Origin of the sequence: Phenylobacterium sp. 58.2.17, assembly GCF_026411515.1 — a bacterium.
Taxonomy (GTDB): domain Bacteria; phylum Pseudomonadota; class Alphaproteobacteria; order Caulobacterales; family Caulobacteraceae; genus Phenylobacterium.
In genome coordinates this window covers 84,800-110,720 of sequence record NZ_JAPMTQ010000009.1, presented here as the reverse complement: position 1 = coordinate 110,720, position 25,921 = coordinate 84,800, and the positions used below count along the sequence as shown (strand labels likewise).

General features: G+C 67.3%; 12 protein-coding genes. 2 read left to right on the top strand and 10 right to left on the bottom strand.

The features are described 5' to 3' along the window. Positions 1-61: 61 nt before the first annotated feature. Both OUA97_RS08895 and OUA97_RS08890 read right to left on the bottom strand, forming a co-directional pair. Positions 62-2,053 carry a PAS domain-containing hybrid sensor histidine kinase/response regulator gene (locus OUA97_RS08895; RefSeq protein WP_267231513.1) on the bottom strand — a complete coding sequence of 664 codons (1,992 nt, stop codon included), beginning with the start codon at positions 2,051-2,053 and terminating at the stop codon, positions 62-64. A 40-nt stretch (positions 2,054-2,093) separates the two neighbouring features. After that, complete coding sequence (locus OUA97_RS08890; RefSeq protein ID WP_267231511.1) at positions 2,094-3,605, bottom strand: ATPase domain-containing protein; 1,512 nt, start codon at positions 3,603-3,605, stop codon at positions 2,094-2,096. A gap of 293 nt (positions 3,606-3,898) precedes the next feature. On the opposite strand from OUA97_RS08890, the gene OUA97_RS08885 reads away from it, so the two are divergent. Further along, a complete protein-coding gene (locus tag OUA97_RS08885) occupies positions 3,899-4,501 on the top strand; it encodes a hemerythrin domain-containing protein (protein ID WP_267231510.1) in 603 nt (200 codons plus the stop codon). Between the two features lie 80 nt (positions 4,502-4,581). Here the strand turns inward: OUA97_RS08885 and OUA97_RS08880 are convergent, their stop codons facing one another. The 8 genes from OUA97_RS08880 to OUA97_RS08845 form a co-directional block, all read right to left on the bottom strand. Beyond that, positions 4,582-5,451, bottom strand: coding sequence for a glycerophosphodiester phosphodiesterase family protein (locus OUA97_RS08880; RefSeq protein WP_267231508.1), 870 nt, complete (start codon positions 5,449-5,451; stop codon positions 4,582-4,584). Positions 5,452-5,453: 2 nt separating this feature from the next. Further along, entirely contained in the window at positions 5,454-8,648 is a 3,195-nt protein-coding gene (locus OUA97_RS08875) for a TonB-dependent receptor (RefSeq protein WP_267231506.1), read from the bottom strand. Between the two features lie 104 nt (positions 8,649-8,752). Beyond that, positions 8,753-9,748 (bottom strand): FecR family protein, encoded by a 996-nt coding sequence (locus tag OUA97_RS08870; protein ID WP_267231505.1) that lies wholly within the window; start codon positions 9,746-9,748, stop codon positions 8,753-8,755. Next, positions 9,741-10,313 carry an RNA polymerase sigma factor gene (locus OUA97_RS08865; protein ID WP_267231503.1) on the bottom strand — a complete coding sequence of 191 codons (573 nt, stop codon included), beginning with the start codon at positions 10,311-10,313 and terminating at the stop codon, positions 9,741-9,743. Before OUA97_RS08865 ends, OUA97_RS08870 begins: the two co-directional genes overlap by 8 nt. Positions 10,314-10,630: 317 nt before the next feature. Then, positions 10,631-20,920 (bottom strand): autotransporter-associated beta strand repeat-containing protein, encoded by a 10,290-nt coding sequence (locus OUA97_RS08860; protein WP_267231502.1) that lies wholly within the window; start codon positions 20,918-20,920, stop codon positions 10,631-10,633. Between the two features lie 426 nt (positions 20,921-21,346). Continuing rightward, positions 21,347-22,747: a tetratricopeptide repeat-containing sulfotransferase family protein gene (locus OUA97_RS08855; protein WP_267231501.1), complete on the bottom strand. Its 1,401-nt coding sequence runs from the start codon at positions 22,745-22,747 to the stop codon at positions 21,347-21,349. A gap of 314 nt (positions 22,748-23,061) precedes the next feature. Beyond that, the gene (locus tag OUA97_RS08850) at positions 23,062-23,661 is read right to left on the bottom strand and encodes a response regulator (protein ID WP_267231500.1); all 600 of its coding nucleotides are present in this window, start codon (positions 23,659-23,661) and stop codon (positions 23,062-23,064) included. Beyond that, a complete protein-coding gene (locus OUA97_RS08845) occupies positions 23,561-24,934 on the bottom strand; it encodes a sensor histidine kinase (protein ID WP_267231499.1) in 1,374 nt (457 codons plus the stop codon). The genes OUA97_RS08850 and OUA97_RS08845 overlap by 101 nt, the downstream gene beginning before the upstream one ends. Before the next feature lie 252 nt (positions 24,935-25,186). Here OUA97_RS08845 and OUA97_RS08840 point away from each other — a divergent pair, with 252 nt between their 5' ends. Next, entirely contained in the window at positions 25,187-25,885 is a 699-nt protein-coding gene (locus OUA97_RS08840) for a 2'-5' RNA ligase family protein (RefSeq protein WP_267231497.1), read from the top strand. The last annotated feature ends 36 nt before the right edge of the window (positions 25,886-25,921 follow it).

Genomic DNA, 25,921 nt, shown 5'->3' with positions numbered 1-25,921 from the left:
GCGCGCGGAGCTGCAATTGAACGAACCCTGCGCTCGGCCGCTTCAGGCATTGCATGGCGACCTAGGCCTCCACCACGCCGGCTTCCTCCAGAGCGCGCCTCACACCGATCGCCAGTTCGCTGACCTTGAACGGCTTCCGTAGAACCTCCTCGGAGCTAACGAGATCCTTGATTGCGCGGGCGTCCGCATAACCGGTCACGAGGAGCACGGCCAAGTCGGGGGCCCCCAGACGGGCTTGAGCGGCCAGTTGCGCGCCGGTCATGCCAGGCATGGCGAAGTCCACCACCAACAGATCGGGGCGATCAGCGTCGAGGCGATTGAGCCCTTCCTTGCCGCTGGCCGCCTCGGTGACCGCGTACCCGAGCGACTTCAGGCACTGGACGATGAAGTGCCTAACCCCAGGATCGTCATCTACCACAAGGACTCGTTCGCCCTGGCTCAGCGGCGTCTCATTCACCGGCATTTCGCTTGGCCGCAGCCGCTCTGCCGCATCGCTGACCGGCAGCCAGATCTCGATCACCGTACCGACGCCGACGGTGCTGTCGATGCGCACGGTACCGCCCGACTGGGTGGCGATGCCATAGACTTGGCTCAGCCCCAGACCCGTACCCTTGCCGACGCTCTTTGTCGTGAAGAAGGGATCAAACACCTTGTGCATCACATCCGCTGGAATGCCGTGACCGGTGTCGCGTACTGAAATGACCACGTGCCGACCCGGCTGCAGACCCTCGTGCCAGTCATCGGCCAGGCGGCTCCCTAAGGTCACCACGCCCCCCTCGCCCATCGCGTCGCGGGCGTTGATCGCCAGGTTGAGGATCGCCAGTTCCAGCTGGTTGGGATCGGCGGTGGCGCGCATCGTGCCCGCGCGCAGATCGGTTCGCACCTCCACCTTATGCCCCAGGGTTCGTGTGAGCAGATCGTCCATCCCAGCGATCAGGGCGTCGACCTCCACGGCCTGCAGATCGAGCTGTTGGCTGCGCGAGAAAGCGAGCAGCTGGGCCGTCAGTTTGGTGGCGCGCTCGACGCCTTCACGGGCATTGGCCGCCATGCGCGCGATGCGCGGGTCGTCGCTGCGCCGCTCGATCATGTCGACATTGCCGACAATCGCGGTCAGCAGGTTGTTGAAGTCGTGAGCGATGCCCCCGGTCAGCTGGCCGATCGCATCCATTTTTTGAGCTTGGATCAGAGCGGCCTGGGCTTGCTCACGTGCACTGATCTCGTTGACCAGCCGCGAATTGGAGCGCTTGAGCTCGCGAATGCTCTCGGCGATCCGCCGCTCGAGAGTCTCGTTCATTAGGATCAACGCCGCTTCGGCGGCCTTGCGCGCCGTTACGTCCAGCGTCACGCCCGACATCCGCCGGGGCTTGCCCGGCGCCGGGTCATTGGGGCGGCCTCGCACCTGAAGCCAGTGAATAGACCCGTCAGGCCAGATCACGCGATATTCGACCTGATAGTCGCCGCCCTCCGTAATGGAGAAATCGAGGTTAGCGCGACGTCGAGAGGCGTCTTCAGGATGCACGGCCGCCACAACGTCGGCCAAGGTCATGGCCTGATCCGATGCGCGTCCAAAATGAGCCCTGGCTATGGGAGAGGTGGTGAGGACGTGGCTTTCCAGATCCAGATCCCAAGCGCCGAGCTGGCCAGCCTCCAAGGCGAAGCGCAACTGCTCTTCCGCCTTGGTTCGATTTTCTAGATCGTCCCGCGCCAGATACTGCCGCCGGCGCGCGCGAACAGCCGATCGTGCCGCGCTGACCAAGGTCTCGGCATTGATGGGCCGTTCCAGCAGCACGATGTTTCCCATGCCCTGCAGCCGTTCGGCGTCGGCTTGGGTCCGCCGTCCAGGTTGCTTGGTGACGAGGACAATGAAGGGAAAGTCCGACCATGGCGGCTGGGCCGACAGCCAATCCGTCAATACCGAGCTCCCCTGCTCAGCAAGCGCCTCCTCTGTAAGGATGGCGGCGCCGGCCTTGCCTTGGAGCGCCGCGGTCAAGGCGTTCACGTCGGAGCAGATCAGCGTCTTGTGGCCAAGAACGGCCACGGTCTCAGCGATCACGGGCGCGTCGCGGCCCCGGGGGGCGAGGATCAGAATCCGCTCATCCATTCGCGACCGGCGCCTCCGCGCCAAGCATCGCGACCTTGCCCTCGTAGGACGGCAGACCCGACATCACGCCCTGAAAGTCGGTCAGAGCTTCGCCGATTTCGATCCCTTCGCTCGTCAGGCGGATTTCGCGGATGATCTTCTCGTGCGCGGTCGTCCGGCTCTTGACTGCGGAGATGGCGGTGCGCACCGACCCGGCGGCCTCAAAGAACCGGAACAGCAAGATGCTGTCGCTGAGATAGCTGAGATCAATGTCGCTGTGGACTTCGCCTATGAAGCCGTGCTGCGCGAGGATGAGCAGGGTGACCACGCCTTGCTGGTTCAAATAGGTGAGGAGCTCGTGCATCTGCAGAAGCAAGAACTTCTGGCCGGGCATGGCTTGCATGTAAGCGTTGAGGCTGTCGATCACGACCGTGCCCACGCCGACACGCTCAACGGCGTCACGGACAAGGAAGGCGAATTCACCTGGCGAGAGCTCTGCCGGATCGACGGCGCGCAGCTCCAGCTGGCCCTTATCCAAGTATGGCTGCAACTCCATGCCCATGGCTTTCGAGCGCGCCAACAAGGTCGGCAGACCTTCGTCGAACAGGTAGTAAGCCACCTTCTCCCCGCGCTCGAGGGCGCTCAGCGCGCAACGCACGGCGGTCGTCGTCTTGCCCACCCCGGAAGGACCGCTGATCAGGGTGTTGGTGCCCCGCGACAGCCCGCCGCCCATCAACTCGTCGAGTCGGGGCGCGCCAGTGGAGACCACCTCCTCCTCAAAGACCGCGGCATGGTGGGCGGCCACTAGACGCTCGAAAACCCTGATGCCTCCGGTGTCCAGCTCGAAGTCATGAAAGCCGCCGCGGTACTTGATGCCGCGCATCTTCACGACCTCCATCCGCCGGCGTTGAGAGCCGTATTCCTGCGCCGTCCGCTCCAAACTGACGACGCCATGGGCGATGCTGTGCAGTTGCAGGTCGCCGTCCTCGGACGTCTGGTCGTCGAGCAGGAGGACCGTGCACTTGCGCGTCGAGAAGAAATGCTTGAGGGCCAGAATCTGGCGGCGGTGACGCAGGGGATTCTGCGCGAGCAGGCGCATTTCAGACAGACTGTCGAACACCACGCGCATAGGCTTGGTCTTTTCCACCTGCGCCATCACGCCGCGTGTGGTCTCGCCGAGCTCAACATCGGAAGGATGCAGCACGGACTGCTCACTGTCGGGATCGAGGCCTTCTTCGCTGACCAGTTCGAAGAGATCTATGCCCTCCAGCGACCAGCCATGACTGGCGGCGGCGGCGCGAAGCTCGGCCTCGGTCTCCGATAGCGTGATGTAGAGCCCGCTCTCGTTGAGCTCTCGCCCCTTCAGCAGGAACTGAAGGGCCAGGGTTGTCTTGCCCGAGCCCGGCGTGCCTTCAACCAAGTATATGCGGTCGCGTGTCAATCCGCCCCCCAGGATCTCGTCTAGACCCGGAACACCGGTGGCGACACGGGGATCGGATTTGGGCGGCGTGGCGTCGAGTGGCATGCGGTCTCCTGGCGGCGGGTCTTGCGACCCCGGAACCAGCGTCCTCAGGGCCGCCGGCTCGACGATAACCCCGAGCTAAGGCCGAGGTTTCGAATCCCGCTGATGTCGTGGTCGGGGGCGGCCGCTTCACGCTCACCCTTCCGCCCGGTGAGCGCGCATCCGCATCAGCCCCGACGGAGGGGGCGGCCGCGGCGCTCGCCCCCGAGCACGGCAGGAACCTTTGGCCCTCGTCCGCGTAGCCCAAGTCGCCCAAGTAGCCCGATGTTTCGGGCGAGCCCTAAGGAGATGCGAGCATGGCGCAGGCGAGCAGGCGAGATTCTGAGGCGCAGGCGAAGGCTTCAGCCATCGCCAAGGCCAAGGCGATCGCTCCGGATCTGGCCGTACGCATCGGCAGCACGCCTCGAACCGCCTTCCGTGGTGATCCTGACGTCTTTGGCCGACTCGTGGCGGATCACGATCGCCACCGCGCCTTGCTGGCGATGATCGAGGAGACGCAAGGCGCCTCGGCCACGCGCCGCAAGCTCTTCGAGGAGCTCGTCCACGAACTCAAGGCTCACGCGGCGGCCGAAGAGCAGGCGCTGTGGTCGAGCGTCCTGCGCGACCCGCAGACAACCGACTTCGCCCGTCATGCGATCTCCGAGCACAAGGAGATCGAGGACATGCTCGCCGACCTAGCTGCGCGCGACATGTCCTCTTCCGGCTGGCTGCGGCGCTTCGCCGGGCTCAAGGAGGAGTATCTGCATCACATCCGTGAGGAGGAACAAGAGCAGTTCGTAGCGGCCGAAAAACGGCTCAGCGAGCACGATCTGCTCCACATGCGTCAGGTCTTCGAGCTGCGGAAAAAGGCCGAGAAGGCCGACGCCCAGGTTGAAAGGAAGATCAAGCTGAAGTCCTGACGAGAAATAGCCGGCGCCAGAGCTCCGCTTCGGGCCCCTCAAGACGGAGGCCGGGGCAGATCGACCCTGCGCGTCGTGGGTCAATTGGGCGAGCGCTTGAGGAATGCGACTAGGCCCGCAGGGTCATTCGTGAAGATCGCGCTCATGCCTAGCTCGCGATTGATGCGCCAGCCGGCTTCGTCATCGACGACATCGGAGATCACCATCACCCCGGCGTCGCGCAGCTGCTTCACCTCAGCGGCGTCCGTGACCCTCGAGCTCAAGGTGAGGCAACTGGCGTGATGCTGGCGAAGCAGCGGCAGATACGCGCCCTTTTCGGCCTTGGCGCCCAGCAGGCAGGTGCGGATGCGCGGATTGATGTCGTGCATCGCCTCCAACGTCCTCCAGTCGAAGGACTGAAGGATAAAGCGGTCTTCCAGGCCGTGCTTGCGAACGGCGGCCTCGACCAGGCGAGCGAACGCCACCGGATCGACTTGCCCCTCCGCCGGCTTGGGCATCTTGGTCTCGCCGAAAAACAGCGCCGGTGTGTCTTTGTAGCGGGCGAACACCGCGTCAGGCGTCGGCATGCGCGCCCCGGGGACCGGCTTCTGGGTCGGATAGATGGCCCGGTGTTTCGAACCGCAGTCGAACTTGAGCACGTCCGCCAGCTTCATCGACCGGATAGGCCCCGGCGAGACGCCGGAGCCGGGCTCGGGCGTGCAGTAGGTCGCGTTGACCGTGGGATCATGCTGCACAACGAGCTGGTCGTCGGCGGTCACCACCATGTCGAACTCAAGCATTTCGGCGCCGAGCGCGATGGCGTGATCGAAGGCCGGCAAGGTGTTTTCCGGCATCAGCAACGCGCCTCCGCGGTGAGCGATGACGATCGGCCGGCTGGCCTCGGCTGCGTGCGCCACCACGCCCGGCATCAGCACCACGGCGGAAGCGATGATCGAGATAAGCGTCCGCATGGTCAGAAATCCGCCTTGAGGGTGAGGTAGAAGTAGCGGCCGACCGCGTCCATGAAGGCGACGCCTTGTGCGTTTCCTTCAGTCTGGTTGGGGCCGGCGTAGGTCCACTGCAGGACCGGATGGTCGATCCTGTTGTTGGTGAAGTTCCGCACCCCGAACTGGACGCTGTACTGATCCGTCGGGCTGAACGTCAGACTCAGGTTGTGATTGAAGTACGCGGGGACTTCGGACCTCTCCCGCGTCTCGTCCGACTGGTCGTTGATGTTGAAGCGGCTGGCCGAGGTGTAGGTGGTGTTCACGCCGAGCCTGAACCGCCCGATCTCGTATCCGGCCGTCAGCGTGCCCTTGAACTTGGGATTGTTCCATTGCCCGGCCGCATCGCTGCCCGCGCCGCCGGACTGGGCGACCGTGGTCTGTTCGAGCAGCTGCGATCCCATAAAGCTGAGCCGCAGCGTGCCGTCGCCGACCGGAACGCGGTAGTTGGCGGAATAGTCGATCCCGCGCGAGCGGCGGGCGGCCAGATTGGCGAACTGCGCCTCCACATAGTCCACCTGGCCGGCCAGATGGCCCGGTCCGCTGGTCGCGTGGCGATGCACGAACCGGCAGTAGCCCATGTCCGGGCCCCCGCTAGCGTCCACGCAGTTGTTCATGATGGTGGTGTACGCGATCGAGGTGACGACATTCTCGATGTCGATCGCCCAATAGTCGACCGTGAGGTCGAAGCCGGGGACGAAGCTCGGCTGCAGGACGACGCCGAACGAATGCGTGTCGCCAGTCTCCGGCGTCAGGTTCGGATTGCCGCCGGTGAAGATCCTTGGGGCGTTGAGGTTGGCGTCGGGCAGCGGCCCGGTCCACCCTGGCACCGTGGCGGCGCAATTGGCCGCCCGGTCTTTGTCCTGGGTGATGAGCCGTGCTTCACAGGGGTCGGAAATATTGCCCAGGTTCTGCACGCCGACAGGCGAGAAGAGCTCGCCGAAGTTGGGCACGCGCACGCTGTACGACTTGGCCCCACGCACGGTGAGGCCGGCGATGGGCGCCCAGTTGAACCCGACCTTCCAGGTGTCCGTCGACGGGTTGTCGTTATAGTGGGAGTAGCGATAGGCCCCTTCGACCGTGAGCTTGCGCGCGAACGGAACGTCGCTGAGCACCGGGACAACCAGCTCTGCGTAGGCTTCCGAAACGTTGCGGGTGGCGTCCATCGACGGGTGCACCGAGTGGTCCATGCCCGGCGCCCAGATGATGTTGCTGAGCTTGGCGGCATCAGGATCATCGCGTGTGCTGAGCTTCTCCTGCCGCCACTCAAGCCCGGCGGCCACCAGCACCTCGCCGGCCGGCAGCGTGAACAGGCTGCCGTCGACGCCGACCCCGGCGTTCAGCATACGGTTCTTCGTCCGCTCGTGGCGGTCGTACATCGCATAGTCCACCCAGGCCTGGCTGGGCGCGTCGGTGGTGTAGAAGTCGAAGGGCACGCACCCGGCCGCGCGTGCGCCGGCGTCGGCGCAGACGACCTGCCCGTCCAGCATGATCGCGTCGCGCCCGTACAGCCACTCGCGCTTGCCGAGCATGTTGGTGTAGCGGACCTCGTCCTTCACCTGGCCGTAGCGGGCGAAGGCCTGCCAGTTCAGCCGCCCGGTCAGCGGGCCGCCGATGTCGGAGCCCAGGGTGAAGGCCGTGCGGTCGTGGATCTCCTGCTGGATCGGCAGGTTGGTGTATTGGCGGTTCAGGGGGATCGAGGTCAGGCCATTGGCCACCATGAACTGGCGCAGCGATTCCGGCAGAAAGGGATCGGTCAGCCGCGCGATTTCCCCCGAGTGGCCCGCTCCGGTCGCTGGATTGATCCCCCACCAGTTGGTCGGCCGGAAATCGTCGCGATAGTGCGGCCATGAGCTGCTGCCGCTGACCCAGCTCTGGGCCAGGCCGAACGAGGTGTTCCAGACGATGTCCGGCGTCAGGTCGTAGGACAGGTTGGCGTAGGCCGACGCCTTCTTGGACTCATCGCGAATGGTGATGTTGGTCAGGGTTCCGAAGGCGGTGTCCGGCCCGCCCGCCTGGGTGCCCAGCTCGCCGGTGGTGATGACGCGATAGGAGTCGCGCGGGATCTGCACCACCTGGCCGTTGATCAGCTGGTACCAGTCCCCGTTCCGCGTCGTGCCGCATCCCTGGCGGTCGAAGAGGCAGAAGGTCGAGTAGTTCGACCGGTAGAACTGCTTGGTGTCGACGATGATGTTGTCGGGGATGCCGTCGTTCGGCCCGGTGTTATCCGGATTGACCTGATAGGCCCAGTTCTTCGGGTAGCGGTCCGTGGCCAGCACCGGCGAGGTATAGATGTAGTTGCCGCCGATCACGACGCGGGCGCGGTCGCCCGCGAACTTGAAGCCCGTCGCCGCGGAGAATTGGTACTGTTCGGCGTCGCCGTCTTCGGAGACCCCGGCCGTCGCCGAGGCCGAAACGCCGTCCATCTGCTTCTTCATGATGACGTTGACCGCGCCGGTCACCGCGTCCGCGCCGTAGATCGCCGCCGCCCCGCCGGTGACGACCTCGAACCGCTCGATCAGCGCCGACGGAATGGTGTTGAGGTCGACCGCCATCGTACGCGCGCCGCCCGAGACCCAGCGGTGTCCGTCGACCACCACCAGCGATCGGTTCGCGCCCATGTTGCGCAGATTGATGTTGGCGACGCCCTTGTCATAGGCTTGGCTGCGCGAGCTCCATTCGCCCAGGCCCGGCGCGACGGCCGGCACCTGCTTCAGCGCGTCGTAGGCGGTGAACCGGCCGAAATCCTTGGCCGCGTCGAACGAAACGACGCTGACCGGCATGGACGAGTCCAGCTCCGGGCGGGCGATGCGGCTGCCGGTGACGACCAGCGTCTCGACCTCGGCGTCCGCCTCGCTGCGCCCGTCGGCGGCGCTCAGCACCGCGGTGGAGCCGTCGAAGCTGCGCACCGAAAGCCCGGTGCCCGACAGCAGCCGCTCCATCGCCGTGCGGGTGTCGAGGCTGCCCTGCACCGCGTTGGTCCGGCGCTCGCGGGTGTCGGCGGCCGTGGCGATGATCCGGATTCCCGCCTGGCGGGCGAATTCCTGGATGCCGCTCGAGGCGGGCTGCGCCGCCACATCGAAGTTGCGCGTCTGGGCCTGAGCCAAAGCCGGAACGCAGAGCATCGCTGCGACCGCGGCGGCGGAAGCAGTCGACTGGAACATGGAACGCACTTAGTGGACCCCCGAAGATTGACGTCTTTCAATCTCTCGACAGGGGCTCTCCCGGATTTGGATCGGGCCAGATCTGTGAAATGTTCTGCTCTGATTTATCTCAGTTTTATTACGATCGTCCCGTCGCCGCGCTCGACCTCGCCCCCCGACACCGCCGCCGCCATGCGCGCGAACTCTTCTGGATCGTCCGCCTTGAACAGGCCGACGATGCGGATGTCGCCGATCTCCGGGTCGGCCAGCACGATCTTGGTCCTGTTGATGCGGTTGAAGCGCGCCGCCGCCTCTGCGATCGGCGTGTCGTCGAGGGCGATCTGCACCGGCGCGGCTGGCCGCGCCGGCGCCCGGCTCGCCACCTTCTCCACCCGGGGCCGCGCCGCGGGCGCTGGCGGGTCGAGGGTCAGCGACTGGCCGGCGCGCAGCAGCGCCGCCGCTTCCCGCGCCTCGCCGGGCCAGACCAGCACGCTGCCTTCCAGCACCTTCACCGTTCCGCCCCGCTCGCCGACCCGTCCCACCGAGTAGACCGTCCCTGTCGCCTGGGCGCTCACCTCGCCGGCCCGCACCACGAACGGGCGAGCCAGGTCCTTGGCCACCCGGAAGGTGGCGCTGCCGCTCAGCAGGGTGATGCGCCGGGCGTCCGGCGACAGCGCCACGTCGATCCGCGCATCGCCCTGCAGCGTTGCGACCGAGCCGTCCTGCAGCCGGACGACCTGCTCGGCAGCCGGACCGACCGACAGAGGACGCGCGGCGACCAGCGCCCCGACCGCCACCACCACGGCAAGCGAGGCGGCCAGCGCCGCGCCGAACATTCTCCCTCTGCGCCGGCGCGCAGGCCTCATGGCGCGCGGCCCCGGCGCCTCATGCACCAGCACCGGCTGCTGCGCCCTTGCCGGGGGCCGGGCGCCGACGACGGCGTCTTCCATGGCCATGAACACCGCCCGCGCCCGCGCATAGGCGCCGCGGTGGCGCCGGTCCGCCGCCAGCCACGCCTCCAGCTCGGCGCGCGCTTGCGCCGTAAGCTCGCCGCACGCGGCCTCGACCGCCCACTGCGCGGCCTGCTCGTCGATGACGCCCGCTGAAGCTGCGCTAGCCATTCGCCTGCACCCTCCGTGGGGCGCTCGCCTCGCCTTCGCCCTCGGCGTCCTGTTCGGCCATCGACTTCAGGACCTTCTGCAGCCCGCGCACCAACAGATTCTTCACCTCGTTTTCGCTCACACCCAACCGCTCGGAGGTCTCCTTGCGGGTCAGCCCCTCTATGCGCCGCAGCTCGATGACCCGTCGGCAGGTGTCGGAAAGGTTCGACAGCAGCATGTTCACCCGCCGCAGCTCCTCGCTCGCCTCCAGCGTGCGATCCTGCAGGGGCCTGTTATCGATGACGCCAAACCAGTCGTCTTGGCTCACCGAGACGAGGTTATTTCCGCCGGCCCGCCGCGCCATGTCGGTGGCCGCGGTATGGACGGTGCGGTGAAAATAGGCGGCCGGATTGTCGATATGGTCGACCTGCGCCAGTCCGGCGAGGCGACAATAGGCTTCCTGGATGACGTCCTCCGCATCGACCGCGCCGCGCCAGCGCCGCGCCAGCCACTTGCGCATGGCGCCTTCGTGGGGGACGATTTCCCGGGCGATCCAAGCCGTAATGATGTCCCGCTCGCCGTTCATGGGATGCGACCGCCGGTTCTCCATTGGGCTGCAGGCCCGGGCAGCCCCCGGCAAATGCAGGCTGCGCTCCTAAAGACGCTCTGCGTAACAGTTTGATGATGGCTTCGGCCCAAGCGCCGATCGCGGCGCCTATCCTGCGCTTGGAAGCGACTCTTGGCTCGCCTCCTGAGCAAGGCTCTGTGTCGGCGAATTTGGGCCGGCTCAACCTCCGCGCACCCCTTTTCCCGGACGCTTCTGAAGCCGGAAATTCGGCCGACTCCAAGCTGTCTGGCGTCGCAAAGGCGCCGAGAGGCGGCGCGCGGCCGCCTCTCGATCCCCTAGAACCGGATGCGGATGCCGGCTGTGCCGGTGAGCGCATAGCTGTCGCCAAACCCAGAAAGCGGGGTCTCGGCCGAGGCCTCTCCATAGACGAGGTAGCGGCCCGCGCCCCAGCCGTAGCTGGCGCCGACGGCCACGCCGCCCCAGGTCCGCTCGGCGCGATTGACGAGCCGCGCCCCCGACACATCCACCCGCGAGCCGTCGAGGAACTCGTGGGTGAGGTTTGCAAGGCCGTAGACACGCCCCTCTCCGCCCGAGTTCGTGACCTTCCAGTCGCGGTCGAGCGCGAGACCGACGCGGGCCAGAAGGCTGTCGCCTTGATCGGCGGCCACCCTCGCCCCCAGCGGATCGACGAAACTGTCGAAGTCCACCGTGGAGTAGGTGATCTGGGCCTGGGGCGTGAAGCTGAAGGCGCGTCCCGCCGCTACAGTCCTGCCGGCTTCCACCGAAAGAGCGTAGCCGCTGCCTTCGGCGTTCTCGGCGCGGTCGCCGAGGATGTTCGAGCGCAGGTCGGTTTCGAACCAGTTTGCCTGCGCCTGGGCGTCCACATAGGCGCCGTGCGCATCGGTCCAGGTCAGGGTCGCGCCGAACCCGAGCGCCTTCGCCTCCAGCGATCCGCCGCCGAAGGGCGAGGCGACCGAGGTGCTTGCCTCGCCATAGTGTGCGGTGAGCCCCCCGACCAGGCTGCCGCCCGCCAGATCCTCGGCCAGCGCCTGATCGATCCCGAACTGCACCTTCCAGCGGTCGGTTTCCAGCTTGGCGTTCGTCGTGGAGACCGCGGGTTCGATGTTCACGCGCCCGCCTTCCATCCGGCCCCAGACGCCCATGCCGGCTTCACCCGACCATTGCCGCGCTCCGACGCGCTGACGCATGGTCGAGAGGCCGTTCAGGATCTGAAGCGTCTGGGCGTAGGCCTCGTAGACCGGCGCGCCTGGCTGATAGAGCGTTACCTGCGGCTGCCCTGGGTCGACTGGCGCGCCCGGTTCGCCGACCGGCCGGTCCGGATCGACCGGCCGCGGCGGCCCTGTGACTTCGTTCACGCTTGAGCGCAGCTTCCAGTCGCCGCCTTGTTGGTCCTTTCGGAGGACATAGGCGTAGGCCCCCGCCACGAGCGCGTTCTCACCGCCCAGGCGGAAGTCGCCCTTTGCGACGGCGAAGACCCCGTCCGACGCGCCGTCGACGTCGACGACGAGGATGCCGTTCGAGGTCGGCGCCCCGAGGCCGCCGCGATTGGCGACCTCGACCAGCGTCGAGCCCGACGTGGCGCCGCGCACCCGCAGGCGATCGACCTGGGAGTCGTCGCCGCCGAGCACCGCGTCGATCTGCAGGGTCCCGCCCCGCCCTTCGTAGTCGCCGACCACGGTGAGGACGCCGAACCCGCCAGGCGCGACGATCCCGCCGGCCTGGTTGAGCAGCGAACCCACCTCGCCATGCCCGGCCAGCCGGCCGCCGTCGAAGACCTCGACGCCGCCGCCGAGCTTGCCGTCCACCGCCAGGGTCCCGGCGCGGACCTCGGTCCGGCCGCCGAACGCCGAGCTGTCGGCGCTGAGGGCGGTCACGCCCGCGCCGATCTGGGCGATCACGCCGCCGCCGCTGATCACGCCTGTAAACGCCAGGTCGTCGGCGCGGTTGAAGACCAGGCGCCCATCGTTACGGACGCCTCCGGCGATCGAGCCGCCCTTTCCGCCGTCGCCAAGCTGCAAGGTCCCGCCGCTGATCCGCGTGCCGCCGGCGTAGTCGCTCTCGCCGGTCAGGACGAGCGTGCCCGCGTCGGTCTTGTGCAGTTGGCCGGCGCCGGTGAGCGCCGCGCCGATGGACGCCGAGAAGGCGCCGCCGAGGGCAGTGCCGTCACCCACCCGCACGATCGCCTCGCCGGCTTCCAGCGAGACGGCGTCGCCCGCCAGTTGGTAGCCGTCCGAAGCGAACTGCATGCCGCTGACACGGATCGGCCCTTCGGAACCGTCGACCGTGACCGTGCCCGCCTGCGCTGCGAAGACCGCGAAGCTCGCCGGGGTGAAGGCGCCGTTGGCCACGCCGGTCGACGTCGTCCAGTTCGCCGGCGACGCCCGCCAGATCCCGTCGCCTCCGCTCACGACCTTGTCGCCGGCCGCGCCCTGGTCGCCGTCCCAGAAATTGTACGGCGAGGCCGGCTCTCCTGGACCTCCCGGCTCGCCCGTGCCGGGTCCAGGGCCCGGACCGGGGCCCGGCCCGGGCGGGGTCGCGCTCACGACCAGGTTCACCTGCCGGGCGATCGAGGTCTGGATGGTCCCGTAGTCCGACGGCAGGGCGCCGATATTCAGCGTGTTGTCGGTGAGCGCGCCCGCATAGTCGATCAGCCGGTAGACGCCCGGGCCGAACGCGCCGCCGACGCTCTCGGTCACGTTCAGGACGCCGTCGAGGGTGAGATCGCCGCCGACCACGACCAGGTCGTTCAGCGCCCCGCCGGGCGTGCCCGCCTGCCCCAGCTCCATGGCCAGGACGGCGTCTGCGGTCAGGATCAGGTCGCCGTTGATGGTCAGCCGCCCGTAGGCCGCGCCGGGCGCCAGCGTCCCGCCGGCGTTCACCGTCACGTCGCCGCCGATGGTCCCGTCGCCCTGTAGCACGCCGCCGCTGGACACAAAGGTCGCCCCCGTCGCGCCCGACTGGTCGCCGCCGATCTCCAGCACACCGCCGTTGACCTTGGTTTCGCCGGCATAGGTGTTGGCGCCGAACAGGCGGAGCGTACCGGCGTCGGTTTTGACCAACCCGCCCGCGCCGCCGATATCGGCGTTGATGACCGTGGAGATGGCCGCGCTGTTGGACGTGCCGTCCCCGACCCAGATGTTCGACTCCGCCGCGGTCAGGTTGATCTGGTCGCCGGTCAGTTCGTAGCCGCTCGCCGCGAACTGCATGCCCGAGACATTGATCGGACCGCCGGAAGCGGCGTCGACCGTCACGACGCCCCCGGTCTTCGTGAAGACGGCGTAGGAGCTGTCGGCGAACGGCGCGTTGACCGAGCCGTCAGCGAGCGTCCAGTTGTCGTTGCCGGTCCCGCCTTGCCAGGTTCCGGCGCCGCCGGCGATGTCGCCGTCGTTACGCCCGCCGGCGTCGCCGTCCCAGATGTTGAGGGTCAGGCCGGCTGTGTTGACGAGGTTCACCTGCTTGTCGACCGAGGTCTGGACCGAGAAGCTCGCGCCCGCGGGCTGCGCGCCCAGGGTCAGGGAGCCGGTCCGGGTCCCGGTGTAGTCGATCACCCGATAGAGGCCCGGGCCGAAGCTCGGGGCGCTGGACGTCACATTGATCGTCGCCCCGCCAAGCGAGGCGTCGCCGCCGACCTTGATCAGGTCGTTGAACGTTCCGCCCGGCAGGTTGGCCTGGCCGAACTCGTAGTTCAGGCTGGTCGTGGCGTCCGCCAGGGCGAGATCGCCCTTGATGGTCAGCGTGCCCGGCATCCCGGCCGCGCCGCCCGGGGCGAGCGCGGCCGCCGCCGCGACCGTGACGTCCCCGCCGATGGTTCCCGAACCGCCCAGCGTTCCCGCGCTCACGGTGGTCAGGCCGGTCGCCGTCGATTGGTCGCCGTTGATCAGCAGCGTCCCGGCCGACACTGTCGTGGCGCCGGCATAGGTGTTGGCCCCGGTGAGAATCTCCGTGCCGGCGCCGGACTTGCGCACCTGGCCGCTGCCGGAGATGACCCCGTCGAAGGTCTGCTCGCCCGGACTGTTGAAAATCAGCTGCGCGTTGTTGAGGACGTCGCCTGTGATCGAACCCGCCGCGGCCCCGTCGCCGAGGGTCAGCGCCCCGCCCGAGATCGTCGTGCCCCCAGAATAGGTGTTGGTCCCGGTCAGACGAAGGATCCCCGTCCCGCTCTTGGTGAGCTTGCCGACGCCCGTGATGGCGCCCGAGACCGTCGTGCTCACGCTGGGTGTGATCGTGCCCCCGGACGCGCCCAGGGTTATCCCCCGTCCCAGGCTGCCCGAGTCGATCCGCAGCGTCCCGCCGTCCAGGGTAAGTCCGCCCGCACCGAGGCTGGCTTCCTGCGAAATCCGCAGCACGCCTTCGTTGACCAGCGTACCGCCGGTGTAGGTGTTGGTTTCGGTGAGAACCAGGGTCCCGGCATCGACCTTGACCAGGCGCCCCGCGCCCGAGAGCACGGAGTTGATCGTCGCGGTCATGCCCGCGCCCGCAGGCGTGAGATCGCCAACCCGGATCGGCGTCTCGGCCGCGGCCAGCGTCAAGCCGCCGCCGCTCACAACATAACCGTCGACCGCGAATTGGATCCCGGAGACCCCGACCACGCCGCCGGCGCTGTCCACTGTCACCGTCCCAGCGGCCCCCTGGAACACCGCGAAGGCGTCGGGCGCGAAGTCGCTGTTCGCCGAGCCGGCCGCGTTGGCCCAGTCGTTGGCCCCGCCGCCCAGACGCCAGGTTCCGGTCCCGCCGGTGATGACGCTGTCGTTCTTGGCGCCGGCCGGGCCGTCCCAGAAGTACAGGGTCTGGCCTGCGCCGTTGACCAGATTGACCTGGCCCGCCACCGCGGTCTGGACCGTGGCGCTAGCGCCGCCCGGCAGGGTCCCGACGGTCAGCCCGTTGTCGGTCAGGCCGCCGGTGTAGTCGATCACCCGATAGACCCCGGCGGTGAAGGCGCCGCCGGTCGGCACGGAGACGTTGATCACGCCGTCGAGGGTCAGATCGCCGTTCACGACGATCCGGTCGTTGAGCGGGCCGCCGACCACGTTGGCCTGGCCGAACTCCATGTTCAGCACCGAGCCGCCGTTCAGCGTCAGGTCGCCGTTGATGGTCAGCGTGCCCGGGCTGTTGCCCGGCGAGATCGCGCCGCCGTTCTGCACCAGCACGTCGCCGCCGATGACGCCCGCCCCGCCGAGCGTCGCGCCGCCGAACACTGTCGTCAGGCCCGTGGCCGCCGACTGGTCGCCGTTGATCCGCAGCGTGCCGGCCATGACGTCGGTCGCGCCCACATAGCTGTTGTCGGCGGAGAGCACGGTGGTCCCGGAGCCGGCTTGCCGCAGTTCGCCGGAGCCCGAAACCAGGCCGGTGAAGGCGTAGGTGTTGCTTCGATTGAAGATGAAGACGCCATCGTTCGAGACGTCGCCGAGGATCGAGCCGGTGGCGCCGCCCGCGCCCAGCTCCAGCGCGCCGGCGCTGATCGTCGTTCCGCCCGTATAGATGTTGGTTCCGGTGAGGGTCGTCTTGCCTGCGCCCAGCTGCTCGACCGAGCCGCTTTGCGAGATGACGCCGCCATAGGTCAGGGCGTCGGAGCGGTCGAAGCCCAGCACGCCGAAGTTGTTGACGGTCTGGCTGGCGATGGAACCGGTCGTCCCGCCGGCGCCGAGGACCAGGATCCCGCTATTGATGTTGGTGACGCCGGTATAGGTGTTGTTCCCGGTCAGGATCCACTTGCCCGCGCCGTTCTTGGCCAGCGAGCTGACATTGGCGGCGGTCTGGTTACCGATGGCCGCGCCCATGATGTTCTCGTCGGCGTTGGCGCCGCCCAGCGAAACGACGCGCAGGCCATTGCCGCTATAGGAGACGGCCGCGGTGTTGCCGAACACCACCGCGCCGGAGCCCGAGGACTCGATGGCGGTCGTTCCGACGCCGAGCGTGAAGCGGCGGTCCGTCGTATCGCCGGCGCCGGTGTAGCGCAGCGTGGCGCCGCCGCCGATCACCAGGTTCGAAGCGAGGTTGGAGGATTGGCCCAGGCTGCTGGCCGCGCCGCCATCCGTGAGCTTGTCCACCCCCAACACGCCGCCGGTGATCGACGTGACGCCGGTATAGGTGCTGCCCGGATTGGTGAGGATCCAGACGCCCAGGCCGGTCTTGGAGAGCCCAGTCCTGCCCGTCCCGTTGTCGGTAAGCTGGAGGCCCAGCTTGTTGTCCGCTGTGCTTGTCCCCGTCAGGGTCACCGTCTGAGCGCTGTTCGCGCTGCCGAAGGCGATCGGTGCGGTGTTGGAGAACACTACCGCGCCGGTTCCCGAGGCGTCGATGGCGCTGGTCGTCGAGGCGCCGAGCGTGAACAGGCGGTCGGTCGAATGGCCCGTTCCGACGTAGCGCAGCGTGCCGCCGTTGAGGACCAGACTGGCCGCGTCGGAGGAGGAGGCGCCGATGCTGCTGGCGGTTGCGCCGTCGACCAGACAGTCAACGGCAAGCACTCCGCCGCTGATCGTCGTCGCGCCGGTGTAGGCGTTGTTGCAGCCGGAGAACTGTTGGATGCCCCCCCCGGCCTTGACGATCCCGCCCGTCCCGCTGAGGACGCCGGCATAGCTCGCCGAGCCTCCGACGCCGAGGGCGCTCCCCCCAGGGGTGATCGTGAGCGTGGTGGCGCCCAGGTCGATGTCACCGACGCTCGCGGCGTCAGCGTTGACGGCGCTGTCGTCGATCCAGCCAACGGAGACCGCCGCACCGGCTACCGCCGACAGGTCCAACCGCGTACCGGCCAGCCCCATCCGCACGCCGCCGGCGCCGAGGGCGCCCTGCGAAAGGACACGGAGCGTCCCGCCGTAGACGTTCGTTCCACCCGCATAGGTGTTGGCGCCTGACAACACCAACGTGCCGTCGCCGTACTTCGCGAAGTTGCCCGCGCCGGTAATCGTTCCGCCGATTTCGAGCGTCGCGCCCGCGCTCTGGACGTTAAGAGCGCCATTCCCTTGCAGGAGCATGCCGCGGTCGATGGCGACCGTTCCGCCAGTGTAGAGCAGCGTACCGCCGTTGAAGGTCAGGTTCGCCGATGCAGGCCCCGACGCGCCAATGCTGCTCGCCTGCCCACCGTTGGCGAGACAGGCGACCGACAGCGTTCCGCCCGCCAAGGTCGTCGGCCCGGTATAGGTGCTGGCGCAGTTCGCGAGCGTCTGCGAACTGGTGTTCTCCTTACGCAGGCCGCCGCTTCCGGCGATCGTGCCGTCGAAAACAGCGTTCGCGCCGCCGATGGTGAGCGTGGCGGCGCCGAGGGTGACGTTGCCGCCGGCCGCGCCGCCGCCCGATAGGCCGCCCACCTTGTTGCTGAATCCGGCAAGGTCGAGAACCACGCCCGTCGTATTGGCGAGCGTCATGAGGCTGGGGCCGCCAAACGCCTGCGTCGAACCTGCTCGCAGAACGCCCGCGTTAACGAGGGTGGGCCCGGAATAGGTATTGGCGCCCCCCAGCACGAGCGTGCCGGCGCCCTCCTTGTGCAGGGCGCCGCTCCCAACCGCCACACCACTGATGGTCAGCGTCGCCGCGGCTTGCGACACCCCGATTTTCCCGCCGTTGTCGAGGGTGAAGCCACGGTCGGTGCTGTCTGTGCCGCCGGTGTAGCGAAGCTCGCCACCCGTCTCCAACACGAGGTTGGATGAGGCTGCCGACGACCGGCCGATACCGCTCACCTCGCCGCCATCGGCCAGCGTGTTGACCGCAAGGGCGCCGCTTCCGCCGAGGCCCATGATCCTGGTGACGCCGATATAGTCGTTGGCGGCGTTGGAGAGCACGAGCGTCCCGCCGCCGGACTTGGTCAGGCCGGCATCGTCGAGACTTGTCACCAGCCCGGAAAATTCGACGGTGCGGGGGGCGCTGACCTCAATCCTTGGGTCGCCTGCGCCGCCGTTCACAAGGGTGAAGCCCCGGTTGGTTGCGGCGTCCGCCCCGCCGACCCAGGCGAGCGTCCCGCCCTGGAGAACCAGATTGGCCGAAGCAGCGGATGATTGGCCGATGCTGCTGACCGCCCCGCCGTCGGCGAGGCTGGTGATCTCCAGCCGTCCGGCGCTGAGGGTCGTGACGCCGGAATAGGTGTTGGTCCCGGTGAGCAGAACGCGGCCGGCCCCGCCCTTGGTGAAGCCTGTCGGACCACCGTTGTCGACAATGGTGGAACCAATGGTGAAGAGACCGCCGCCATTCTGCTGGACGCCAAGCACGCCGCCCGCCGCGCCGCGCAGACTGCCGCCGCTGATCGTCTGGCCGAAGGTCCCAACCGAGGGCGCCACAATGATCGCCCCGTCGACGCCGAGGGTTTGCCCCGCGGCCACGTTGACGTTCGAGGCGGCGGCCTCGGTGAACTGCAGGCCGCCCAGTTGCATGCTGCCGGTGAGCGTGCCGGAATAGCCCTGGCCATCTCCATCGCTATCGGAGATGAACTCGCCATCGAGCCAGGTCGCGACCTCGTCCTTGTCCGTGTAGTCGGCCTCGGCGAACGGCAGGATCTTGCCGCCCACCACCTTCGCATAGTCGGTCCCATTGACCGTCGCCCATCCCCCCAGACTGGCGCTCGCGGTCGTGATGGCGCCATTGGCGGGCAGGATGAAGTTCACCAGGCCGCTGGTGCGCGAGATCGCGCCCAGGTGGAGGTTCGTGGTCCCGCCAGCGCCCGACTCCGCGAGAATGGTGTTGGCGCCCGCGCTGACCGTCGTGCTGGCGAAGGTCTGGTCGTTGGTGACGCCCGCCGCGCCGATCACCTGCAGTTTTCCGCCGCTGAGTTTGAGCGCTGACCCGCCCGCGATGATGTTGCTTGCGGGCGCTCCGGCGCCGGCGAAGTTCAGGGCGAGCGTACCGCCGCCGATGGTCGTCGGTCCGGTGTAGGTATTGGCGCCGGTGAGTGTCAGCGTGCTCGTCCCGAGCTTGGTCAAACCGCCTGCGCCGGCGATAGCTCCGGCGAAATCGCTAGCCAGTGCGCCATCGACAGCGAGGGTCGTCAGGGGGTTCGCGCCTAGGGTGATCGAGCCGCCGGTCCCATGAAGCTCGGACGTGGTCAGGCTGTAGTCGTTCAGGTCCAGGACGCCGCCGTTGACGGTCATCTTGCCGGTCGTCCCGAACGCGGATGCATGGCCTGCGCGTAGCGTGCCCGAGGTGACGGTGGTCGTGCCGGCGTAGGTGTTCGCCCCACCCAGGACCCAGGTTCCGGCGCCGTCGCTGACGATGTTGCCCGCGCCGGAGATCGCGCCGGAATATGTGTTCTCACCGGCGAACGAACCACCGAGGGTCAAGGTGTCGACCACGCCCCCCGCCACGAACGACAGGCCGCCGCCAAGCGCCAAGGCGCCGGTTCCGTTATTGAGGAGGTTGCTGGCGCCGCTGATCGTCCAGGTGCGGTCGCTGGACGCCGCGGTCCCGGTATAGCTCAACGTGCCGACATTGAGACCAATGGACGAGCCCGCGCCCAGCGAACTCGCAGTCCCCGTGTTGGCGAGACTTGCGACCTCGACGAAGCCGCCGATCGAGGCTGCGCCTGTGAAGGTGTTCGCAACGCCCGAGACCGTGATCTTCCGACCGGCGGAGGAGCTGAAACTAAAGGCGCCGCCGCTCAGGACCCCGCTGAGGTCGAAATCTCCGCCAATGGCTCGAAAGCCGCCGCCCACCGAGATGTCTACGGCTCCCGTGAGATCGAGCGCGCCGGTTCCTTCGTTATTGAACCACGCGCTGTTTCCGTTGAAGTCCCAGTTGCGGTCCGAAGTGTCGCCATCGCCAGTATAGATGATATTGTCGGAATACTGGCTCGACTGCTGAAAGACGATCGTCCCAGCGGCGGCGTCCGTCGGCGCCCCCAGCGCACTCGCTTCGCCGAGGTTCCGGACGGACGAGAAGTAGATATTGCCCACTCCATTGATCCCACGGAATATCGTCGAGCCCGTGTAGGTGTTGGCGTCGTTCGTAAGGCGTGTCGCGTTGCTGAGGTCCAGGCCGCCGCCGCCAGTGAACAGGGCGCTGCCGACGCCCACGCCCCCAACGGTGAGGACCCGGCCCCCAGCGATGTTGATCGAGCGGGCGGTGGAGCCTCCGTTGATCCTGAGCGTCGAGTTCGCGGTGACGTCGATCGCGTTGGCGAGCGCGCCGAGCGCCGCGTCATTGTCGACCGTAAGCGCGCCGCCGCTCAGCGTGATCCCGCCGCTGAACGTGTTCGCGCCGTTCAGGGTGAGCAGGCCCGCCCCCGCCTTCGTCAGGCCCGCGACGCCGGCGATGGCGGAGTTGATCGTCACCGTGCCGGCGTTGCTGATCGTCGGCGTGATCCCGCCGAGCGTAAGCGTTCCGCCGTTCAAGACCCAGCCGTTGAGTGACTGGAAGGTCATGTTGTGGACGGTGATCGGCTGGGTCAGCGCGAGCGTGCCGACGGTCGCGGTCGTTCCGGCGGCAGGGGCGCCGAAGAAGGCGTTGTCGAGCCCGGCGTTATTCCAAGCCTGATATGGGCCGAGAACGTCGCTGCTGTTCCCGCTCCAGAGCGCGCTTGTCGTGTTCCAGTTTCCGCTGCCGCCGCTGCCCGGCATGGCGCCGTTTGCGTCCCAGTATCGGGCGGCGTCCTGGGCCGCCGCCGGCAGGCTCGCCAGCGCCAGCACACTGACCGAGACCCCACAGAGCAGATGCCGATGCCCCCTCCGGAAACGAAGGTTACGGACCCTAGCAGCCGTCTCACCACTGGTCATGAACGCCCCCACGCGCGCGCCATCGACGGCCGGCGCCAAGGGCGCAGGCGCGTCAACAGCAAACCGCCGCTACACCAATCTACGGTAGTATGTTGGCGGAAAGCTGTAGCTCGAGGGTGTATGAATAACTAACGGAGAGCGTGAATTTTCATCTACTCAAGACGCCGACGTCGCCCAATTCACTCGTAACAGTGTGATGCGAAGACAATAAAGACGAGCAATATTCGCAAGATCGCGCCGTGCAGCCCGACCAATCGGCTAGATTGTAAACAACTGAAAATTGCACAGCCGTGGGCGTCCGCGGCTCCCCGGCTTAAGGGGCGGCGGCCGAGCCGGCCTTCACGGCGATTCGGGCGACGGCGCTTCCAGGCTGCGCCTGAGTGGCTCGAGCCATGGCTCGTAGCTGCGCCAGCGATCGAGACCATCACGATTGATCGGCCGTCGAACCTGTTGAGCGCTCGGCGTCTGAACAGCGCGCGGATTTTCGTGAAAGCGCAGGCACTCGGTCGCGAACGGCAGGCCCAGGTGATCCAGCAGGCGCCGCGTCTCGCCCTCCAGGTCGTCGATCAGTCGCTCGTACTGCAGGCGGTGGATCCGCCCAGGCAGGACCTCGTCGAAGTGATCCATCGCACGGACATAGCCGCGGTAGTACTGGCCGAGCTCGGCGAGCGTTGCCGGAAAGCTGGTCTGCCGATTGAAGTAGGTCGTGAAGCTGGAGAAGCAGCATGCCATCGGCTCGCGGCGAACGTCGATGATCTTCGCGTTCGGCAGGATGAGCTGGATGAGGCCCACGTGTCGCCAGTTCGCCGGCATCTTGTCGGTGAAGAAGGGCCGCGCCGTCCGCCGGCGGCGACCGGCCGCGGCGAGATAGCCTTCACCGAGCGCCTTTGCCGCGGCGGCGTCGAGCGTCCTGAGCGTCTCGGGTTGGCCGAGCGCAGCGGCCGCCTCGTCGAGGTCGGCCAGTTCCCCCAGGCCTTCGACCAGCGGATGGCTGGCGAGGATCTGTTCGACGAGGGTGGAGCCCGATCGCGGCATGCCGACGATGAAGATCGGATCAGACGCTTCGGCCCCCTGTCCTCGCCGCGCCTCAAGGAAGGCTGACGTGAAGACCGCCTCAGTCTGGCGGACCGCCTCGCCCAGCGAATCCGAGGCGTAGCGGGTGAAGCCCCCCCGCAGCCGGTTTCCAGCCTCGTAATGCTCGAACGACGAGGCGAACAGTTCCAGGTCCCCCAGGGCCTTGCCGAGCGCGTAGTGCAGTTGCGTGCGGCTGAGACTGTCGGCGACCCCGGGCAGTGCCCGCTCCATGCGCGTCACGTCCTGCGAATCCAGCCGAAGCGTCCGGAGATTGGCCAGACCCCACCAAGCAAACCCTTGGCTCGGCTCAAGCGCCAGCGACTGTCGGTACGCCTCGATCGCCGCCTGCAGATCTCCGACTGCGGCCAAGGCCCGGCCGTAGTTCGTCCAGGGAAGCGCCGCCCGTGACGCGCGCGCCAACACCGCCCGGTGCGCGTCGAGGGCCTCATCGATCCGACCGTCGCCTTCGAGAACCGCCGCCTTCAGAGAAAGCGGCCAGACGGCCGCCGGCTGTCGGATCAGCGCCTCTTCCAGGATGCCGACCGCCTCGCTCGCTCGCCCGAGGCGCGTGAGCAACGAGGCGAGATCCACATGCGCCTGAACATCGCCGGGCGCCGACTCGACGGCGCGCCGCAACAGCGCCTCGGCCCCGGGTGACCCGATCAAGGCGCCCGCGCCGGCCTGGGCCCTAAGGCTTCGTCGCCATTGGGACACTCGTCCGATTGTGAGGCGATGAGAGGCTTCGCTCGGCTCCACCGCTCAACCCACGCTGCGGGCGCCGTATCAACCGACCCTGGAAGCGTGGAGCGTCGCGCTCGGAGATCCGACCATTCCATTGGTCGACGAGTAGCAAAGCTCGGCCGGCAACACTACCGCTCTACGAAGCGACGTTTGCGCGTCGCGGTAGGCGCTCTTGGGCGCGGGTCACGAGTGGCCGTGAAGGGAGGCCGTCTCCGATCCGCCGACACGGCCAGGCAGCCCTAGGTCTTTGCAGCCGAGGACTTCGGGCGGTGTTCGATGAGGAGCGAAATCAGGTCTCTGCCGACGATCGGCTTGGCGAGCATCGCGTCAAAACATCCGCGCCAGGGCGGCGGCGTGTCGCCGCCGACGTCGGCCGTGAAAGCCACGATGGGAGGCGTGGCTTTGCCCGCGGCCCCGGAGCGGATGAGTTGGGCCGCAGCGGGGCCGTCGATGTTCGGCATCCGTACGTCCATGAGGATGATGTCGAACGTGTCGGAGCGCGCGGCGGCCACCGCCTCGGCGCCGCCGTCCGCTTCAGTGACCAGGACACCGAGCGGCTCGACCATGTGACGCACCAGTTCCCGGTTCGCCGCCTCGTCGTCGACGACGAGCACGCGCAGCCCCCGCAAGGCGTCGGCATGGGGAAGCGGGTCCTCGAGATCCACCCGTTCCAGGGCCTCTAGGCTGGTTGGCTCGCAGGGAACCTGCACCCAGAAGCAGCTCCCTTCGCCGACGACGCTAAGCACGCCCACCTTGCCGCCCATGGCTTCGGCCAGGCCCTTGCAAATGGCCAGGCCAAGGCCGGTTCCGCCGTGGGTTCGGCTTGTCGAGGCGTCCACCTGCGGTGTCGATCACCTCGTAACGCAACTGGCGGGACGTGCGATCATAAAGGCAGCGCACCGCCACGCTGCCTACCGCAGTGAACTTCACGGCATTGCCGATCAGGTTGGCGAGGATCTGGCGAAGGCGCGTTTCATCGGCGATCACAAGGACAGGCGCGTCCGCCGCCTCAAAGCTCCACGTCAGCCCCTTGCGCTCCATCTGCGGCTCGAACATTTCCAGCGCAGCCAGCCCGATGGCGAGCGGGTCGACGGCGCGCCGCTCGATCACCACTTCGCCGGCTTCCAGCTTGGAGAAGTCGAGGACGTCGTTGACCGTCGTCAGCAGGGCGGCGCTAGCGTCCTGAAGGCGGGTCAGGTACTTCCGCTGCGTCTCATCCAGGGAGCCTTTCTTCGCCAGGAGTTCGGCGTAGCCGATGATGGCCGTCAGCGGGTTTCTAAGCTCGTGGCTCATATTGGAGAGGAAGAAACTCTTCACAGCCGTGGCGGCCTGCGCCTCGTCCCGGGCAAGCTGGAGTTCCGAGTTGGTGGCGCGGAGGCTCTCCTCGGCCAGCTTTAGCGGCGTCACGTCTGTGACCATGGCGTAGAAGCCGCGGACCCGGCCGTGATCATCCCGGTCGGGGATGTATTGCGCCCAGGTGTGGGCGACTTCGCCCGATGGTTTGGTGAGCGTTCGTTCAAAGGCCTGGCGGCGCCCCTGTAGCGCGGCGCGGATGTAGGGCTCGTTCTTCAGGAACAGGGACTCGCCCATCAATTCCTGGATCGACAGCCCGATCATTTCCTCAGGGGATCGGCCGAACCACTCTACGTAGCTCTCATTGGCGTACGTGCATTTCAGGTCGCTGTCCCAGTAGGCGATCATCGCCGGCACATGGTTGATCACCGTGCGGAGCTCCCGCATGGCGCGTTCGCGGGCCTCGACCGCCTCGGCCAAATCGGCCTGCTGCTGCTTTTCCGAAGTGATGTCGCGCCAGTTTGCGACGATGCCGCCCTCGGCAAGCGGGAAAATGCGGGTGTCGGTCCAGCGGCCAGTGCTGGGACTGAGCACATCGAGGTGCGCCGGCTCGCGGCTCAGCATGACCCTCTCGAGCAGATCTGCGAACTCGGTTCCCCTCGCCGCGGGGAAGCAATCCCAGACTGAGCGCCCTAGGACATCTTTCCGCTCGCGCCCGAAGAACCGCTCGGCCTGCTTGTTGAAGAAAATGAATCGCCAATCGGAATCGAGGGCGTAGATCGCGTCGCTGATCTCATCGAGGATCGGACTGATGATCACAGTTTCGGACCCTCAGGTGCCTCCTGCATCGATCATAGCTACGCTCAGCCGGCAAACTATCAATTGATAAAGCGCAAGCTTTTGGTCGCCCAGTCGGCGGCCCCACGAGTAATCGGGGCGTGTCCGATTAGCGCGACGATATCCAGGAGGCCGCCGTCCACTTGTCGAGCCCGCCAAGGGTTTGCCCGGATTGCACTCCCAATCCTGACAACCGAGGATCTCTTCGCCCAGTCCTAGGCAGAGGCCGTGCACGTGAACCTTTCGCGCCTATTTGCGCTGGCGTTCGGCTTTGTCGCGGCCAGTGCGCCTGGCGGCGTAGCGGCGGCCGCCTCGGCAGACGATCAGGTCATCGCGATCGATGTGCTGCTTGAGCCAGATCAGACGATGATCGACGCCGCCAACATGCTCAACGGCCGGCTCCGCGGAAATTACCCGAAGGGCTACGAACTGGACGCCCTGCACGCGCCGCACGTCACCTTGCTGCAGCGCTTCGTTCGGCAGGGGGACTTCGACACCGTCACCGCTGCGGTGGGCAGGGTTCTTGCGACTGAGCATCCGACCGAAGCCCGTATGCAGGCGACCGGGCTCGACTATGTGATCTGGGGCGGCGTCGCTGTCACGGCGGTGACGGTGGAGCGATCACCCGAACTCCTGCGACTGCACCAGAGAGTGGTCGATGCAGTGCAGCCCTACTCCGTGGACGTCGGAACGGCGGCTGCCTTTGTTGGCTCCGATGCCAACGACGAGACGATCGGATGGGTCGCTGGCTTCGTGCCCAAATCCAGCGGAGGCGCCTACATGCCGCATGTAACGGTGGGAGTCGCCACGGAAGCCTTCGCAAAGCAACTGAAGGCCGAGCCATTTCAGCCGTTCAGCTTCAAGGCCCGTGGCGTCGCCATATACCAACTCGGGAACTTTGGAACTGCGGCCCGGAAGCTGTGGCCGCGCTAAGCGAACCTCGGCGGGCAGGCCAAAGCGGACACGGAG